This is a genomic window from Bacillus sp. IT-79MI2, assembly GCF_949768135.1.
Taxonomy (GTDB): domain Bacteria; phylum Bacillota; class Bacilli; order Bacillales; family Bacillaceae_G; genus Bacillus_A; species Bacillus_A pseudomycoides.
Map to the genome: position 1 here is coordinate 1 of NZ_CATKPV010000079.1, position 17,794 is coordinate 17,794.

Below are 17,794 nucleotides of genomic sequence, written 5' to 3' on the forward strand. Positions count from 1 at the left end.
TATGTGTGGATATATTCTCAAAAGCTATAAGATAAGTAGGCAAGTGGTATAATTATAACCCCGGTGTAATCATTTTTTATTAGCTAGTAAATGCACCAGAATTAAAGAACCGCTTCTGAATAGATACAGGAGCGGTTCTTTAGATGTAGTTACTGGATCATAGTTTTTTTCTATGAATCCTGCAACAGTAAAAAGCTTTTATAATTCCATGCATTATAATAATATCTTTCGGACTTCTTCTGTACTTAGACCTGTGAATTTCGCAATGTCTTCTAACGGCATACCATTCTTATGCATACCACGAATTAATTGGAATTTACCTTTTTCCAGACCTTTTTCTAAACCTTCTTCTAAACCTTCTTCACGAGCATGTGCTAATTTGGCTTGTTCATCTAGAAGTAACTTCTCACGAGCTTCATAAGCTATTCGGAAAGAAGAGTCATGGCTCATATTTTCCCATTTATTCATTGCCTTTTGTAAAATTGGATCTTGATTCATAGCAATCTCCTCCAATGTTTGAGTTAAATGTTCGTCTTCATGTGCTGGTAATAATAACATCCAACGAACAAACGCATTTTCCCAAGGATTCACTTTTTCTTCACGCCATTGTCTCACAAGTTTTGGAATCTCTACGTTGAGTGGTGTTGAAGCCATGCATATGATGAAAAAAGGGCAACTTCACCGACAGGTGAAGTCTATCCAAAATGAAGTTGAATTTGTACATAACTTGTTTGGAATTGCATCATAATCTGGAATTGAATAGACTGTGTAGGTTTTATGTCTCTATTAAATGATTTTTGCACCAGAACCCTTTTATATGCAATATTTTATATAAAAGGCTAATTTTTAAACACTCATAATTTATGAACTAGTATCATGTTTCATTTAATTGTTATTCTTCGGAAAATAACACAAAACATAAAAAACAACTCGGATTGGGGTCGAGTTGCTTTTTTAATGATGCTTATATATGTATTATAACATTTCGTCTAATAATACATATATATAATACCCTACTTTTATATTTCTCAATATTTTTATTTTTATAAACACCTCTTTAGGTACTAAGGAAACTATTGTAGTTATCAAAAATTTATTGATTTTCTTCAATAATATACGTCATAATGAATGATAGGATGTTATACTATTTCGTAAGTATAATTGCTTTTACAATTTGTTGAAAATATATATTCAATAGTTTTCGATCATTGGATGTTATTTTCATATTATAAGTTCCTCCTTTAAAAGTTTTTTATCACACAATATTTTACATCTATATGTGAATACCTTTATAATACTAAATCCAAATTCTCCTTACCATTTCACTTGTAATGAAAAAAAATTACTTTTTTTCTATTTGAAACTAATTTGAAAGGATTTTTTATCAAATGAAAAATAATGTTATTCAAACTAAATCTGCTAACATGATTGGAACGGAAAATAGCGATAAGGAAACAATTTCAAAGCCTTTACAAGCTATATTAGAGATAAAGGTTAAAGAAGCGCAATATCATGAATTTATGGATAGTATACAACTTGAACAAAATATCGAATTTTGTTATCGAGTTACAGGAAAGACTGACTTTATTGCTAAAATTATAATGGCTGATTTGAAAGAACTAGAAGAATTTATTGATAATTATGGTTCTGTAGCTCAAATAATATCTAATCTTATAATTTTCAAAGCAAATACTAATTATGATTTAGCAGAAAAATAAGGTAATATTCGACTTTTCATAAGAAAAGAACAGCAAATAAAAACTGCACCCAAATTGTTAGTTGGGTGCAGTTTTTTATGACAAAATACTCTTTAAAAACAAAAACGGTTGTCGTTCAAGCTTATCTTGACAATGTAGAGTCTTTTCAAGTTACCGCTCACACACCTAATATGAATGCATTGATACTAAAAAATGGGTAGCGAAATTTCAAGAACATGGATTGGCTGGGCTTCAAAAATATATACAGATTACTCAATATAATTAAAAATGGAAGTACTTAATTATATGAACAAAATAAGAGCGTCCATTTCGGAATCCACTACAATTGTTAATATTTCTAGTTCTAGCACGGTGTGGAAGTAGAAGGATTTATTTCATATACAGGGGATTAACACTCTTCAATCAAAGAAAAAGGGGCATCCATCCATGAAAAAGAAGCCGGAGAGAAATCAACCAGTAGAAGGTTCGAAAGAATCATTAAATTAGAATTAGGAAAATATAATCAAAAGGAAAAGGAATGCGCCCTGTACAATACAGAGCACATTCCTCCTTAGCTACTTAAAATTTTTTCTGAATTTTTGAGTTTCACTTCATTAGCGGTTCTTTTTATTTAATACATTGTTATTAGATTGATTTTTGAGAAGTTTCTTGTTGTAAAACTCCATTTTTTTTTCTATGATTTAGTTCATTTAGATAAATCACCATCATAATAGCAGCAACAATCGTACCTATTACTCCAAACAGATGGCCTGCATTCATAATCCCAATCCATTGAATAGGTAATGCTAACGTTAAAGGTAAAGCAGCTTTGGTAAACTGGAATGCTAGTGTAGATCGACTAGACCAAATAACCGTTTCTTCTTTTGTTTTAATAAAGTCAAACATCACAGTTCTTTGGTTGATACGTGAACGATTAAAAACAAAACCAAGCATAAATGAAACGGCAATTGCTAAATACCAGGAATGCACTAATCCTAAAGTAATATCAAAAACAGCAATTAATATAAAAATTGACCTTGGAATAAATTTTTCAAATTTCCCAACAAGTGTAGCTAATAAAGCCCCTAAACCTGCTGCAGCACTAACAAATCCATACTGCATAGGATCCCAACGATATACATCGTGAAATAAAATTGGTACTAAAAAATTAAATGATGCAAGTTGTATTGTTAAAACAGCAATACCAGTAATTGTAATCCATAATATTTTTGAATTATCAATTAGATTTATTTTTTCAATATGATTTGATACAGGTTTTTTATTTTGCTGAACCTCTTTACTTTTTAATAGAGGCATCAGAAGAGGTAAAAATACCCCAATACCTAATGAGAATGCTAAACCATAAAGTACATTATTAAATCCACCTACATTCATCATAAATCCTGCTATTGCGTTCCCACCAAATGCTCCAATTTGTATTGCAGTTTGTAACATATTTGAAGCCTTTCCTGCTGGAATTTCTCCTGATAATACCATTTGAGACATATATGTTTCCAAACTTTGCGTAGATAAAAATAAAATAATAGAAAAAACACCTGCAAAAATATATAAAGTAAAAACATTAATGCGCTCACTATTTAAAAGACTTATTATAATCAGAATAATGCCGATGCAACGGACACCAGAGAAAATTAACAATGGACTTTTTGTTAACCACATCTTAAGACTTTTCGAATATTTTTGCATAAAGAATGGTAACAAACTCATTAATGTTAATATAATTCCTAAATGAGTAACTGATCCCCCTTTATCCAAAATTGTCCAGGTTAGAGTTACTGTTAACATACCTTCCCCACAAAGAGTCAGCGCCAATAGTACTATAAATATAAATTGAATTGGCATTATACATTCCTTCTTTCTTATATCGGTTGTTTGACCTTAAATTTGTTTTAACTTGTTTAAAGAAAGGGATTTGGAAAATACATAACAAAATTGCACATTGAAAATATTTTGTTATATCCGCCCTAAATACTATTAGATTGTTATTTAAATACTGTAAACAATCCAATCATTCTTATTTGCCTTTTGTTTTTTATAGAAGTTTTGAGCAACCATATTATCTTTTGCGGTAACCCATTCCATATATGCATAATTATTGTCTTGGACGTACTTTTTACAAGTATTAAATAACATATCCCCAACACCCAATTTTCTATAATCAGGGATAACAAATAAATCATTCAAGATCATTGCTCTTCCCATACTTAACGTACTGAAAGTGGTATATAAAGTAGCAAATCCTATTGGCTCTTTATTAACCGTACAAACGTAGAATAATCCCAAATCTCTATTTTTTATTATAGTATTAACTAATTCATCTAAAGAACTTTTTTCATGCACCGGTTTTTCATAGAATTCCATATACATTCTAATTAAATTGATAACAGTCTCTCTATCATCATAAGTCGCTTCAAAAATTTCAATATTCTCGAGATTGTTCATAGTCTTTTCTCCCCCTATACTCCAGTAATCATTTTTGCTATTCTCTTACCAATACCAGGAGCCAACTTTACTCCACCACCACTCCAGCCAGTTGCAACGATTAAACCTTCTGCTTGTGGAAATTGTTCTATAATTCCTCGATTATCTGATGTATATGCATCAAAGCTTCTTCTTCCACCTATAAATAAGTTTTTATTTAGATATGGCAATCTACTTTTTGAATTTTGAAGCATTTTTTCTAAGTCATTTGGGTCAATTGACATTTTTTTGTCCGGGTCAATATCATACTTATCTACTGGATATCCTACTAGAGAAGTACCTAGATTATCAGGTCTGCCATATAATCCAGTACTATCATCTATAAAAATTGGATGGTCTTTTTGCCCTATTCCATCAAAGAAATGAATTTGAATAATTTTACTTCTTACTGGAATTTTAATACCTATAGTATCTAATATATTTCCACTCCAGGCTCCAGCTGCCACAACAATATGTTTACAATATATAGTCCCATAGGAGGTTTTAACTCCTACAACACAGTTATTATCCATTAAAATTTCTTTCACTTCGATTCCTTCACAAGCTAATGCACCTTTAGTTTTAGATGTTTCAATCCATGTATTCGTGGCTAACGATGGGCTAATGTACCCTGCTTGTTCCTCGTAAGCCACACAGCTGTTTTTAGGAAAATTTATAAATTCAAATTCTTTCTTTAATACTTCAGATGAAAGGATACTAATTTTATGTCCAGATTTTTTAAGTTCTCCAATTTGCTTTTCCATTTTTATATGTTGTGTTTCATTTTCAACATATAACATTCCAGTCTGCTTAAATTTAACCTCTTCACTAATACTAAAAAAATCATTTATTCCTTCTTTTGCTATTTCAGTTAGATAGGGATCATTATGATAGACCCTTATAAAACCTCCTGATTGGCCTGTTGATCCACTACTAAAGGAATTTTTCTCTAATAAAATTGTATTTGTAATATTTTGCTTGGTTAAATAATACTGTATAGCTGCACCAATAATGCCGCCCCCAATAATAACTACATCAGCTGAATGTTTTATGATAATTCACCTCAACAAAAGATTTATCAATAACTTGTGCAATTATCCATGAAGCTCCTAAACGATCTCCATTGTTTGAAAATTTAATTGTAGAATTACCTCTCGCTAATTTATTGATTAAATTTTCTCTATTAGATTCAATACAATCTAATAGATACGAAGCTGCAAGAAATGATGTTTCTACATAATCTTCTTTTGCCTTTATGGTAAAAGCATCATTAGAATAATCTTTAGCTAATTCTATAAATTCATCTACATAAGAATCATCTGAAGCTATAAAAATCCCTTTATACCCTCTCATCCTTAGTTCCTTTAGGTAAGTTGCAGAGTTAAAATGTGTCCCGGCAAAGAATATTGCATCGCTATACTTATTATTTTCACTATTAAAATCTTCAATTCTAGTAACTTCTTTAAATAAAGAATTTGCATTTTGATACAGCAAATCTGCTAGGCTTTTTCCGTAAAATGTTTCATCAGAAACCGCCGCAATCGTTTGAATATCTTTAGTTTTCAAAAAATTAATAACGGTTTCAGCTTGTACCAAATCATTAGAACAAAACCTAAATACTAATTCTTCGTTATTAAGCGTAACGTCTAAATTAGTTGATGCAGGAACTAAGAATGCGATTTTCGCCTTGGAATAAAACGGTATTGCTTTTAAAGCACATGCACTATTAAAGTGTCCAATTACAGCAACAACGCCTGATTCAATCATTTTTTTAGAGATATCTTTGATGGTATTTGGATCTCCTTTATCATCTTGATAAATCCATTCGATGTTACCAGCATAATTTAGCTTCGCACGATTTACACCCTCAATTAACATTTGACCGTATACAGACCTAGGACCTGAAAAAGGGCCTACTACTCCAATTTTTAGTTTCTCTTTCATAATTTGAGCTCCCTATATATTTTTTATTAGGAAATATAAGGAGGTAAGTACTACCTCCTTATATTATCAAATATTCTGAAGATAAAAACTGTCGTTTGTTTTTGAAAAATAATTCTTTTGAAGATTTACTTTCTGTCCAGCAGGCAAAAAGTTTACTTCTTCATCCAACTGCATGTCAATATTAAATCCTAAATTCCCCCATAGCATTTTACCAAATGTAGGCATGATTGGGCTAGAAAATAATGCTAAAATTTTTGCAGTATATAATTCTAGTGCAATAGCAGTATTTCTTCTTTGTTGATTATTCTTTAATACCGTTAAAAACTCTTCTCCCGCCGAGAATTTCTTGACAATTCTAACTAATTCATTTAATAATCTAACTACCTTTTGGGGTGAAAATGTATTTGGTTCATATGCATTCATAATTTCATTCATAATTCGATTTACATGTTGATAATACATTAAATAGTTACCTGATAATGTCTCTAATTCTGGAGCACCATTTGGAAACTCTGCTTCTAACTTGCATTTTAAATCATGTAACCAAGATTCCCATTCTTGGTTTAAGTTCGTATCTACAATATGATTAAATTCTTCCATAGTGAAGTTTGTTTCAACTGTTTCCGGCCTACTATAAGATAAATAATACCTTACAACATCATGTGAAGCATTTTCTAATAATTCTTTGCCCCATACAGCATGTCCCCTGCTTGTTGAAAACTTAAGACCCTCTAGTTGATAAAATTCATTCGTTATCATTGTTTTAGGAAGAGTTATATCTTCACTATATGCTAGCCAAATAGCTGGGAAAAGCACTGAATGGAAATAACCATTATCATATCCAAAGAAATTAATGATAGTTGTATCTTGATTATTCCAAAAATCTCTTAACGTATACGAAAGATTTTTATCCTGAATTAATTCGTTTGTTGCAGATAAATATCCAGGTGCCATTTCAAACCATACATATATAGTTTGATTTTCATATCCTTCTACCGGAACTGGAATTCCCCAATCAGATACATGTGAAATAGGAATATCAGGCAAATCCTCATCTAGCATTCTCTCACATAATGCCGTCAAATGTGGCCCTATTTTTAATTCTTTGTAGTACTGTTTTAATTGTGTTTTATAATTACTTAATGGGAAAAATAGTTGTTTAATTTTAGATTTCTCTGGTTCGCTGCCACAACATTTACAGGTTGGGTTTAATAAATCAATACACAAATTAGGTCTACCACATTTTTCACAGGCGTTACCATCTGATAATTCATTACAATGTGGGCAATTACCTCTCACATAAGCTTCATAAAGGTGCTTATCGCATTGCTTACAGAATAGAATGTCGACTTCTTTTTCTACTAATTTACCTTCATTCCACAGTTTTTCAAAAAACTCTTTGACAAACTCAATATGAAATGTTGAAAAATGAGGTTTGACAAAAATATCTGGATTAATTTTTGCTAGTCTTAATGTTTTTTCAATTTCATTAGCAAAATAATCTGCCGTTTCTCTAGGAGATTTTTCTAATTGACCCGCCTTAAACGGTACATAGCTTTGATGATCATCCGCTCCACTCATATAAAAGACTTCGTTCCCTTTAAGTTTTAAATATCTAGTTAAAATGTCAGCTCCTGTATATGGACCAGATAGGTGCCCCACATGTAAATCACCATTAGGTGTTGGTGGTGTGGTCGTTATTAAATACTTCTTTTTATCTGAATTTAACTTTTTACTATTTTTTTTACTAAAAGTATTTTCCCACCATATGGTGAAGAATATCATATTTTCATCTGATGTATTTTTCAAACTATGTTCTTCAAATGGTGGAATAAAGATGGCGTCCCCTCGCGTAACAGGTTCTTCTTTTTTACCCACTTTAACTATTCCTTCACCCTTAAAGATAATAAAAGTTTCAACTTCATGATGTCCATGAATTTTAGAAATTTCTCCAGGCTCTATGATTCCCCACATTGCACCAAATGGTGAATCATACAATTTATTAGAATGCGGAAATAATCGTTGACACATAATATCATATTCATTTGTAAAAATCTGTGGATTTATCTTTTCAATATGCATCTTTAGACCCCCTATATTATGAAACTACGTTTTTAGTTTTTTCTTCTGTTAATGAATTATATTCTTGTACGGTTTTTAAAATTTCATTTGATCGAATAGATAAATTAGATAATAAAGTGTCACTAAGTCCATGAGTGCTTTCATTTACACCCTGCAAATAAATACCAGGTTTAAATTTATCCGTTGTTTCTAAACGATAATTTCGGGAAACTTCAATATTATCTGAAATGTACGAGTTAAGATTTTTTAATAAAGGATGGTTCTTTTTACTTTCGTACCCAGTAGCAAGAATTACAGCATCAGCTTCAATAACAATTTCTGTATGTTTAACTATGTCTTTGTAATAAACAACAGCTTTATCAGACAGTGTTTTTATCTCAGTTAATTCTAAAAATGGCTTTATTCTAAAACGATCTTCTCCATGGAATTTTTGGTTATATAAAGCTTTATTAATTTGACTAATTAAACTTCCATCCGCAGCTGCATAATTAGTATCACTGTGGTGTTTTAATAAAGCATCTCGATTTTTTTCTGGTAAAGAATAAATAAAATCAATCATATTAGCATCAAATATACGATTAACAAGCTTACTTTCATTTACAGCTTTATATGAGAAAGGTCTCATTGTTGCAGTGATATCTGATTTCGGATAATTATTGATTAGATGGAAAAATAATTCAGCTGAACTTTGTCCTGATCCTACAACTAAAAACTTATGAGCATCATCTTGTTTGAAATTATTAATTTTATTTTTAAATTGACTAGAATGAAATACTCTACTATTATTCATTTCAATATTTACTGGAGTTCTTGGTGTTCCACCCGTAGCCAAAACAATATTTTTAGTAATATAGCTCTCTAATTGATTAGTTTCTGTATTTTGAACAATAACTTCTAATAATTCAACGGAATTTTCAGACATAATAGGGTCTACTGAAACTACCGATCTACTATAATAAACGTGTTCTTCTAATTGAGAGGCAACCCAAGACATATAATCATTGTATTCAAGTCTTGACGGATAAAACTCTGAGAGATTAATAAAATCGCTTAGTCTCTCATTTTCATGTAAATAATTTAAAAATGAGAATTTACTTTTAGGATTTTTTAGAGTTACAAGGTCTTTCAAAAATGAAATTTGAATATTTGTATTATCTAAAAGCATTCCAGGATGCCATTGATAGTGCGTTTTTTCTTCCAGAAAGATTCTTTCCATTGAACTATTTTCTTCTTCTATAGCAGTTGCTAAAGCTAGGTTAGCTGGTCCAAATCCAATTCCAATAACATCATAGATTTTATTATTCATTTGACTCGTCCTTTTCGTTTTTTTAAATTCTCGTATATAATTTTAGTTTTTTATATTTTAAAAATTAATTTCAGAAAACATTTTATTTAGACATAGTAACCTTCTTACTTAAAAGTCCAGTAATAAGTTCAATTGTTGTGTTGACAGTAATATTATCTTTATCTAATATAGGGTTTATTTCCGTGAACTCTGCCGCTATTAGGTTTGTATTATTTTTTAACATATCAATTGCCTCTTTTGTATCATCTAAACTTAAACCATGTGGAACCGCTAATCCTCCTCCAGGAGCAAATTCAGGATCTAAAGCATCTAAATCAAATGTTAGATGAACTGCATCTGTATTATTATTGAGAATCTTAATCGCCTTTTCCATAATGGATTTTATTCCATGCTTTCTCACATCGTCTGCTGTAAAAATTGTTACTCCTAAATTTTTGAGAAACTCTTCTTCCCCCGGGTCTAAATCACGAATTCCTATTTGTACGATATTCTTTGGATCAATTTTAGTTTCTTTCTCTAGAAAATCTTTAAATTTTTCGTTACCGTATCCTAAGAGAATTGCTAAAGACATCCCATGAATATTACCAGAAATCGATGTTTCAAATGTATTTGCATCCCCATGAGCATCAAACCAAATTACTCCTAATCGTTGTGTTTTTCTAAGAATTCCAGTTACAGTCCCAATTGCAATACTATGATCTCCACCTAAAACTAATGGGAAATGCCCTTTTTCCAATTCGTTCTCAACCGTTGAAGCAATATTTTTACATATATCAATTACTTCATTTGAAAACTCTTGTTTGACAATTCCATAATTTTTATTATTGGTTGAAGGAAGAGAAATGTCTCCTAGATCAACAAAATCAATTCCGATTTCAGTTAATTGTTTCGACATACCGCCATATCTTACAACATATGGTCCAAGGTCAACCCCTCCTATACTAGCTCCGAAGTAAGTAGGTGCTCCCAAAATAGATACTCTTTTATTCATAGTGTTTTCCACTCCATTTCTATAATTATACACATCGGATTACTTGGTTATAATTTGGTACTATTAAATAATTTATCGATAAATCTAGCGGTTATATTCCTCATTTAAACAAGGAATATAACAACCAGATTTACTAAAGTTTTTATGCATGAACTGGAATTTCTAATTCTATATCTAATTGATTATCTAATTCTCTAGCTCTTTTGCGCAATTTTTCTACATCAGATTTATCTTTATATGGTGCTCTTAATGAAAGTAATCCCGTTATATCAAATCCTTTTGGAGCATGATATACTTCAGATCCTACTTTAGCTACAGGATAGTAAGCCTTATACTCTGGCTGTTCAGCAACAATTCCCAATTCATTTTTCTTTATTATTCCAGATCTATATACAAATTTAATACAAGTACAAGATTTTGGTGTTGTAGATCTAGTTAAGAAGAATTCCAAAATATCCCCTTTACAATCTAATAAACCAAGAATATTAACGGCTACTAAATCAATACCATGTACATCACGTATATTACGATAAACATGCCCGCCACTGATTCTAGTACTAAATTCTACAACTTTAAAATTCCCTTGCGTATCTCGGCGTAGTTCTACATTAAATAAACTGTTTTCAATAGCTAATTTTCCACATATTTCTTTAGCAATATTAACAACTACGTCTTCATCTACACCAACATACGGTAAAGTGTATTCATCTTCCTCAAAATATGGACCCATCATTTTATTTTTATTGTGAATTCCACCAAGGTAAAATTCTCCATTTAAAACGACTCCATCAACTGTAATTTCTTCCCCAGTCAGAAATTCTTCTACTAATGCCACACATTGTTGTGTTTGGTTAAAATAGAATCCTTTATTTGTTTTAGAAAGATTAATAATTTTTTCTAATGAATTATTCAATTCTTCTAAACTGTTAACTAAATATACAGATTCACTGCTAGCAGCCATAGTAGGCTTAATGATTACAGGGAAAGGAATATTTTCTATTTCTTTCTCTGCATCCTCTATAGAATTAATTTTTGCAAATTTAGGACTAGCAATAGAATTCTTTAACATAAACTCTCTCTGCTTTGATTTATCTCGAGATGTCGTAGCAGCTTCAACAGATAACGCCTTATTTTCAAAGCGTTCATTAATTTTAGCAGTTAAGACAATATCAGTTTCTTGCCAAGTCACAAAAAAACTAATTCCTATATCTTTTCCTTTTGTAAAAATATAATTTTCAGCATCTATTTCAGAAGCCTCTTCAAGTACAATTACTTCTTTAAAGCGCGCATCCATTGTTTTACTTGGTACACTCGTAAACAAGTAAAGTTCATCAGATATTCTTCCAGCAGTTTCAATATGATCACCATGAATGCTATAACCTTTTCTCATGATGATTCCAATTTTTTTATTTTTCATATGTAATCTCCTTTTCTTCTCTGTATATGTTGATATCACGTCGCAATCGTATACTAAAACTTTTGATTGTTCAATAGATTAGAAATATTTAGAAATATTTTTCCGTAAATATATTTTTATGTAAAAAATACCAAAAACTCTCAGATTGAAAGGCATACAACTAGATATTTTTACTTGAAAAAAACAAACAAAAATTCATTAAAACGCCGTAAAGTGTACCTTTTTTAAACATAAATTTACTAATTTTAACATTTATGTTTTTTTCTATTAATTATTTATTTATTGATAAAATTTATTTTTCTTTAATGGAATAACATACCTGCCTATAATTAGTTGTTGTCTAATTTAAACAAACTTGATAAAAAGACATTTATTTTTACCTTTCTTATTATGCAATTATCGTTGTAATTTAAAATCTTTTTCGCAAGAGTATTCAGCAGGTGCAAAGAAAACAAGTACCGTGAGATCTTCTTCAATAGTATGAAATCTATGTTCCATGTTAGCCTTTACATAAATAATAGAACCAGATTCAACAAAAATATTTTCACTCTCTACTTCAAGTTGTGCTCTGCCATTGATAATATAATATACTTCATCTTCTGTATGTGGTTGTTGCATATCTAAAGATCCTGCTTTCAATTCATAAATTCCCATACTTAAATCCGTTTCATGCAAAAATTCATAATAATTTTTGTCTATATTTCTTTTTTCTCTTAAAATCTGTGTAAGTTGATAATTTTTCATTTGCTATCCTCCTAATGTTATTAAATTCTAGAATCAATTAACTAAGTTAACTTAATAAAAGGAATATATCAGGTATAATCTAAATTTCTTCACATGTGTCTAAAGAATTAATTAAAGATATATAAACTGCCAGCATAACAAAAAGAGATAGAAATAGTCCTATCTCTTTTCTACATAAGGGACACGCTTACAGATTATCCTTTCATTTCAAATTTCATTTTAATAGGAGAAATCTTAATATTCAATCTCTAAAATATTTTCTCAATATGTATAATTTAACCTTTAAATTATACTATAGTTAACTCTATTTTTAACACATTATCCAAATGTATGATGTTTTTTCACTCTTTTGAAGGGTAATAATTCAAGAATCATACTGAGATGGATCTATTATTAGCATAGTCAACAAGTCTTTGAATGACCTATCTATTTTTCCTTACATACCATACTTCTTATCAGATATAGAGGTTTGTATAACAAATTACTAAATAATATCTCCTTGTTTTACTTCACCTTTTATTATGAATCGTGAAATAAAGAGGCAATGTATGTAATAATGACACACCTAACAATCTTAATTATAAGTGGTCTTGTGAACTATAAACATCAAAAAGGAAGCTATATGCATACTAGCATTATTATAAACAGTAATATAAATACTATGGAACATGGTGGTTCATTCGGCTGTGTTAAGATTAATTCGATAGCTATGGATTTGAGTCAATATTTTGGACACAAAAAAGTTAAATCTAAGCTACTTTTTTAACTAGATCTTCTATTGCTTGGGGAGTTTTATAACCAATGCTACTATGAATCCTCTTGCGGTTATACCATCCCTCGATGTATTGAAATAGTGCTAAGTTTGCTTGTTCAAATGTGACGTATTTTGTACGGTATACTTCTTCTTTCTTTAAAATGGCATGAAATGACTCGATACAAGCGTTATCATACGGACAGCCTTTCTTACTGAAAGAGGGCTTTATTTTATAATTCGCGAGTAAGGTTTGAAATTCCTGACTTGTATATTGTGTTCCTAAGTCAGTATGTAGAATGAGACCTTCTGGTGGTTTCTGTGTATAGTAAGCGTTTTCTAATGCTTTTACCACAAGATTCGTTGTCATATTTCGTGAAAATGAATATCCAACAATTTTTTTAGAATACAAATCCATGACAGATGCAAGGTAACACCAACCATCTTTTTGCGTGTGAATATAGGTAATATCCGCTACCCACTTTTCATTGATTGTTGTTGTAGAGAAGTCCTGTTCTAATAGATTTGTCCGTTCCTCTACAGTTGATTTTGATGAATGTGGTTTGTATTTCTTTAAGACAACGGAACGAGTATCTTCTTTTTTAATGAGCCGTTGTACACGCTTTATGCTTACTTGTAATCCTTGTTCCAATAGTATTGGATGAATCTTTGGCGTACCGTAACGCTCTCCACTATCTTGATGAATTTGTATAATTTTTTTGGTTAATTCTTCATTTTCACGACTACGCTTTGACTCTGTTTTGTGCTGAGATTGATAGTAAGAGCTTCTTGCTACTCCAAGAGCTTGGCACATCGTATGAATAGAGTACGTTTCTTTTTGACAATCGATAAACTGATGTAATTCTGTATCTTTTATTTTCTCGCGAATATGGCCATAGCCTTTTTTAAAATTTCATTCTCTTCTTTTAGACGAAGCATTTCTTTTTTCATCCGTTTTAGATCTTCTAGCGTCATTTCATCTTCATCAACTGATGTGATAGGAGAATATATTTTAATCCATTTATAAACGGTTACTTCTGATACGCCATACTCGCTGCTTAATTGTTTTACGGGTTGTCCCGAACGATATAATTCAACAACCATTTTTTTAAACTCTTCATTAAATTTCTTATTTGTCATACGGACACTTCCTCCTTGAAACCCATTGTAAGGATTTAACTAAGTTGTGTCCATATGACTATACTAACTCTACTATCAAAAATAAAAATTAACCAAAGTAAATACTACCGAGTGTTGGGTAGTTCATATAACCATTCCGTAAAATCTATAAAAATTGAAAGGAGATAAATACATATGAAAAAAATGAATTTCATTAGATCACTTATACTTATATTCACAGTTATAGCTCTAGGAGCATGCAAAGATGCAGAACTCAACAATTCACTAAATTGGGATGTGCAAAAGTTCTCATTTACAGATCAAAATGGGAAGCAATTTGGATCAGCTGAGTTACAAGATAAAATTTGGGTAGCTGATTTCTTCTTTACAAGTTGCCAAACAGTTTGTCCACCTATGACAGCAAATATGGCAAAACTCCAGAGAATGTTGAATACGGACGGGATTAAAGATGTAGAATTTGTATCATTTAGTGTTGATCCTGAAGTAGACACACCAGAAAAAATAACAGAATTTTTGAAGATCTATGAAATGGATGGAAGTAGGACTCATTTCCTCACGGGATATAAAAGAGCAGATATTGAAAAGTTTGCTAAAGAAAACTTCCAATCACTTGTAACTAAGCCAGAAAATGATACACAAGTTATACATGGCACAAGTTTTTATCTTATTGACAAAAATGGAAAAGTTCTAAAAAAATATTCAGGTGTCGAAAATACTCCTTATGACGAAATTGTTCAAGACATTAAAAAAATTCGATAAAAAAATTCTATTAAGTCAATATTTAGAGGTCCCACCCCATACCCATCAAGCTAAGATTATATAAGTTAATTTCAGGTGAGATTTTTTCTTTTTTCTAAAGATCCAGTGTAAGTTCTTTAAAGATTTGCATACCAAATAAACCCTATCGGGTTTCAATTTTTTGGATTACGCTACATGATCGTGAGACATAGAAAAGTTGTATACGACGCCTAAGATATCAAAGACTGTTTTCTTCTCATACCTATGGGATTTTCGTCCGTTTTTCTGTAAAAGATTGAACAGACGAAGCAATATCTTTGTTAATTCTTGGGTGTCTTTTTGTAAAGATTGATAAATAAGTGGAAAATAATCTTTTATGATATAAATTGCTTTATATTCGCTTAATTCTCGTTTCTTCTTGATGAGGAGTAATTGGCGCATTTGAAACATGGTGGATGAACAAAGAAGGATACTTATTAATTGTCCATATAAATGACATTCTAGTCGTTCTAATTTTACAGAATTACACTGATGAATACGAAAAAATGATTTCCATATTTTAAAGATCAGTTGTCGGGTAAAGAACTGGCGCGGTATCAGTTATGACCCGTTTCCAACCCCTCCCCATAAGAACTGCTCGTGAGGTTTTCCCTCAAGCAGCTCACCCCATAAACTTCATCAAAAGGGTTATCAGACACTTTCATCGGTATCCCTCTGCGCTTTTAAGGGAATGGACTTTCCAGTCCCAGTAGAGCCCCAGTACACCATAAAGATATTCATTACTCCATCTCTGCCATCCGATACTACGCTTTCGTCGCCGTTTCCTTCTTGTCAGCAGTGTACGGATTTTCATCTCCGTATAGTCACGCACTTCGCTAAATGCTCCGCTGGAGTTTCCAACTCGAAAGTAGTTCACCCATCCTGTTAGTACGGCATTGATTTGTTTTACTAAGTCTTGTGCCGGTTTGGCTCCTGCGTTTTGAATGAGTTCGCGGATTCTTGCTTTCACTGCCATACGTGCTTTCTTCTTTGGGGTCATGCATACGAAGTATCGGGTCTTATTTCGGTTCAGTACTCGCCTGAAATCAAACCCCAGAAAGGCAAAAGACTCTCCCTGTAAGACATCGACCATCCGAGTTTTCTCAAGATTCAGTTCAACTCCCAAAGGCTCCAATTGTTCCTGCAGTCGTCGCAGTGCCAGTTCAGCCCACCCTCGTTTACTGGAGTGCCCACTTACAGTGATAACCATATCATCGGCAAATCGGTGATAGTTCACAGCTTCATAGTTGCCTTCCGTCGTTTTACGCCGAATGGCATCAAATGTCCAATCTACCTCATTCAAGTAGATGTTTGCCGCTAGTGGCGAGAACGGTCCCCCTTGCGGGACTCCAATCTTCCCTGCGGCTTTTACCACCTGTTTTACTAGGCGCATAACTTGGTGGTCTTGAACACGATTTGCGATTTTCCTCAGTAGGATGTTATGCCGGATTGTATCAAAGTAACGTGACAAATCAACATCAATGACTGTGGTCATACGACGCAGCACACTGCGTCGCACTTCTGCCAGCGCTTGATGCGGGGAGCGTTTTGGTCGGAATCCGTAGGAATTTGGGCAGAAATCAGCCTCAAAGATAGCTTCCAATATGAGTTTTAGCGCTCCTTGGACCACACGGTCCCGTATACACGGGATTTGCAATGTCCGCATTTTGCCGTTTGCTTTTGGGATTTCTACTTTACGATTAGCTTGTGGTTGATATGTTCCAGCCTGCAGTTCTGCTTGAATGTTCTTTAAAAACGGTATAACTCCCTCTAGTTCTATATCAGCGAAACTTTGACCGTCGATACCTGGGGCACCGCCGTTTTTCCTCGCATGCTGATATGCTTCATGGAGGGTTGTTAGTTTGGTAATGTGGGAAAATAGTCCCCAAAACCGATGCGTAGGTTCAGACTTCGCCTTAGTTCCTGCAAAGTAATAGGTGTTTTTGTCATGGCACCCTTGCCTCCTTTGGTCGTACGAAATATTTACAGGTTCGGACCCTTCCCTCCCCGCGCGTTTTGCTGCACGCAGATCTCTGGTACTACGATCCGTTCCGCCACCCTGACAACCTACCGTTCTCACTTCCCGATCGCGGTTATAGAGACGGTCTCCTCGATGAGGTTTCTTCATCGGGTGTCGAGGGCTTCTCCAGTTTCCACATTATCTTTCTCTCCATGTCGCCGCTGATACCCCGCCGGTGAGAACTGCCGTTCCAGACTCGTTTCGGTCAGTTCTTGCTGCTTTCGCACGTTATCGACCGTCTCAGCCACCGGAATTGCGTGTAACGAGGCTACGTCTACGTTCACTGTACGTTACAACCTGGAGATTTGCCCAAATGCCTTTTGCATGTGATGTCAGAGGGCTTCGCGATGTCGCTTTCACTTCATGGCGCCTCTCAGGCTACGGGAGTGGAGTCTATTCTCCCGATTGGACTTTCACCAACTAGATAATGTGTCCTTATCTGGA

At 32.6% G+C, this 17,794-nt stretch carries 12 protein-coding genes and 4 pseudogenes; 3 read left to right on the top strand and 13 right to left on the bottom strand.

Going from position 1 to position 17,794, the window contains the following annotated elements; genetic code table 11:
* Positions 1-213: 213 nt before the first annotated feature.
* Positions 214-633 (bottom strand): annotated as a pseudogene (locus tag ACM6HU_RS20575) (Rpn family recombination-promoting nuclease/putative transposase); the annotation flags it as partial.
* Between ACM6HU_RS20575 and ACM6HU_RS20580 the strand changes: the two are divergent.
* Both ACM6HU_RS20580 and ACM6HU_RS20585 read left to right on the top strand, forming a co-directional pair.
* A pseudogene (locus ACM6HU_RS20580) lies at positions 629-748 on the top strand (IS6 family transposase); the annotation flags it as partial. The pseudogenes ACM6HU_RS20575 and ACM6HU_RS20580 overlap by 5 nt on opposite strands.
* A gap of 640 nt (positions 749-1,388) precedes the next feature.
* Positions 1,389-1,718, top strand: a complete 330-nt coding sequence (locus tag ACM6HU_RS20585) for an Lrp/AsnC family transcriptional regulator (protein ID WP_097836459.1) — start codon at positions 1,389-1,391, stop codon at positions 1,716-1,718.
* Between the two features lie 624 nt (positions 1,719-2,342).
* Here ACM6HU_RS20585 and ACM6HU_RS20590 read toward each other — a convergent pair.
* The 10 genes from ACM6HU_RS20590 to ACM6HU_RS20635 form a co-directional block, all read right to left on the bottom strand.
* Positions 2,343-3,560, bottom strand: coding sequence for an MFS transporter (locus tag ACM6HU_RS20590; protein ID WP_097836460.1), 1,218 nt, complete (start codon positions 3,558-3,560; stop codon positions 2,343-2,345).
* Between the two features lie 144 nt (positions 3,561-3,704).
* The gene (locus ACM6HU_RS20595) at positions 3,705-4,160 is read right to left on the bottom strand and encodes a GNAT family N-acetyltransferase (protein WP_097836461.1); all 456 of its coding nucleotides are present in this window, start codon (positions 4,158-4,160) and stop codon (positions 3,705-3,707) included.
* A gap of 14 nt (positions 4,161-4,174) precedes the next feature.
* Positions 4,175-5,236, bottom strand: a complete 1,062-nt coding sequence (locus ACM6HU_RS20600; RefSeq protein ID WP_414848414.1) for an NAD(P)/FAD-dependent oxidoreductase — start codon at positions 5,234-5,236, stop codon at positions 4,175-4,177.
* A complete protein-coding gene (locus tag ACM6HU_RS20605) occupies positions 5,214-6,122 on the bottom strand; it encodes a branched-chain amino acid ABC transporter substrate-binding protein (RefSeq protein ID WP_097836463.1) in 909 nt (302 codons plus the stop codon). The genes ACM6HU_RS20600 and ACM6HU_RS20605 overlap by 23 nt, the downstream gene beginning before the upstream one ends.
* Before the next feature lie 66 nt (positions 6,123-6,188).
* Positions 6,189-8,204, bottom strand: a complete 2,016-nt coding sequence (locus ACM6HU_RS20610) for a class I tRNA ligase family protein (RefSeq protein ID WP_414848412.1) — start codon at positions 8,202-8,204, stop codon at positions 6,189-6,191.
* Positions 8,205-8,220: 16 nt separating this feature from the next.
* Positions 8,221-9,510, bottom strand: a complete 1,290-nt coding sequence (locus tag ACM6HU_RS20615; protein ID WP_098166993.1) for a lysine N(6)-hydroxylase/L-ornithine N(5)-oxygenase family protein — start codon at positions 9,508-9,510, stop codon at positions 8,221-8,223.
* A gap of 82 nt (positions 9,511-9,592) precedes the next feature.
* Positions 9,593-10,501 carry an arginase gene (rocF, locus tag ACM6HU_RS20620; RefSeq protein ID WP_097836466.1) on the bottom strand — a complete coding sequence of 303 codons (909 nt, stop codon included), beginning with the start codon at positions 10,499-10,501 and terminating at the stop codon, positions 9,593-9,595.
* Positions 10,502-10,643: 142 nt separating this feature from the next.
* Entirely contained in the window at positions 10,644-11,918 is a 1,275-nt protein-coding gene (locus ACM6HU_RS20625) for an ATP-grasp domain-containing protein (protein WP_097836467.1), read from the bottom strand.
* A gap of 396 nt (positions 11,919-12,314) precedes the next feature.
* A complete protein-coding gene (locus ACM6HU_RS20630) occupies positions 12,315-12,662 on the bottom strand; it encodes a cupin domain-containing protein (RefSeq protein WP_097836468.1) in 348 nt (115 codons plus the stop codon).
* Positions 12,663-13,411: 749 nt separating this feature from the next.
* A protein-coding gene (locus ACM6HU_RS20635; RefSeq protein ID WP_414848413.1) for an IS3 family transposase occupies positions 13,412-14,553 on the bottom strand; the annotation gives its coding sequence in 2 pieces (ribosomal slippage) (positions 13,412-14,322 and positions 14,322-14,553; 1,143 coding nt in all).
* A 174-nt stretch (positions 14,554-14,727) separates the two neighbouring features.
* On the opposite strand from ACM6HU_RS20635, the gene ACM6HU_RS20640 reads away from it, so the two are divergent.
* Complete coding sequence (locus tag ACM6HU_RS20640; protein ID WP_097837064.1) at positions 14,728-15,312, top strand: SCO family protein; 585 nt, start codon at positions 14,728-14,730, stop codon at positions 15,310-15,312.
* 165 nt (positions 15,313-15,477) lie between these two features.
* On the opposite strand, the pseudogene ACM6HU_RS20645 reads toward ACM6HU_RS20640, so the two are convergent.
* Positions 15,478-15,864, bottom strand: a pseudogene (locus ACM6HU_RS20645) (IS4 family transposase); the annotation flags it as partial.
* A 127-nt stretch (positions 15,865-15,991) separates the two neighbouring features.
* Positions 15,992-17,280 (bottom strand): annotated as a pseudogene (gene ltrA, locus ACM6HU_RS20650) (group II intron reverse transcriptase/maturase).
* Between the last annotated feature and the right edge of the window lie 514 nt (positions 17,281-17,794).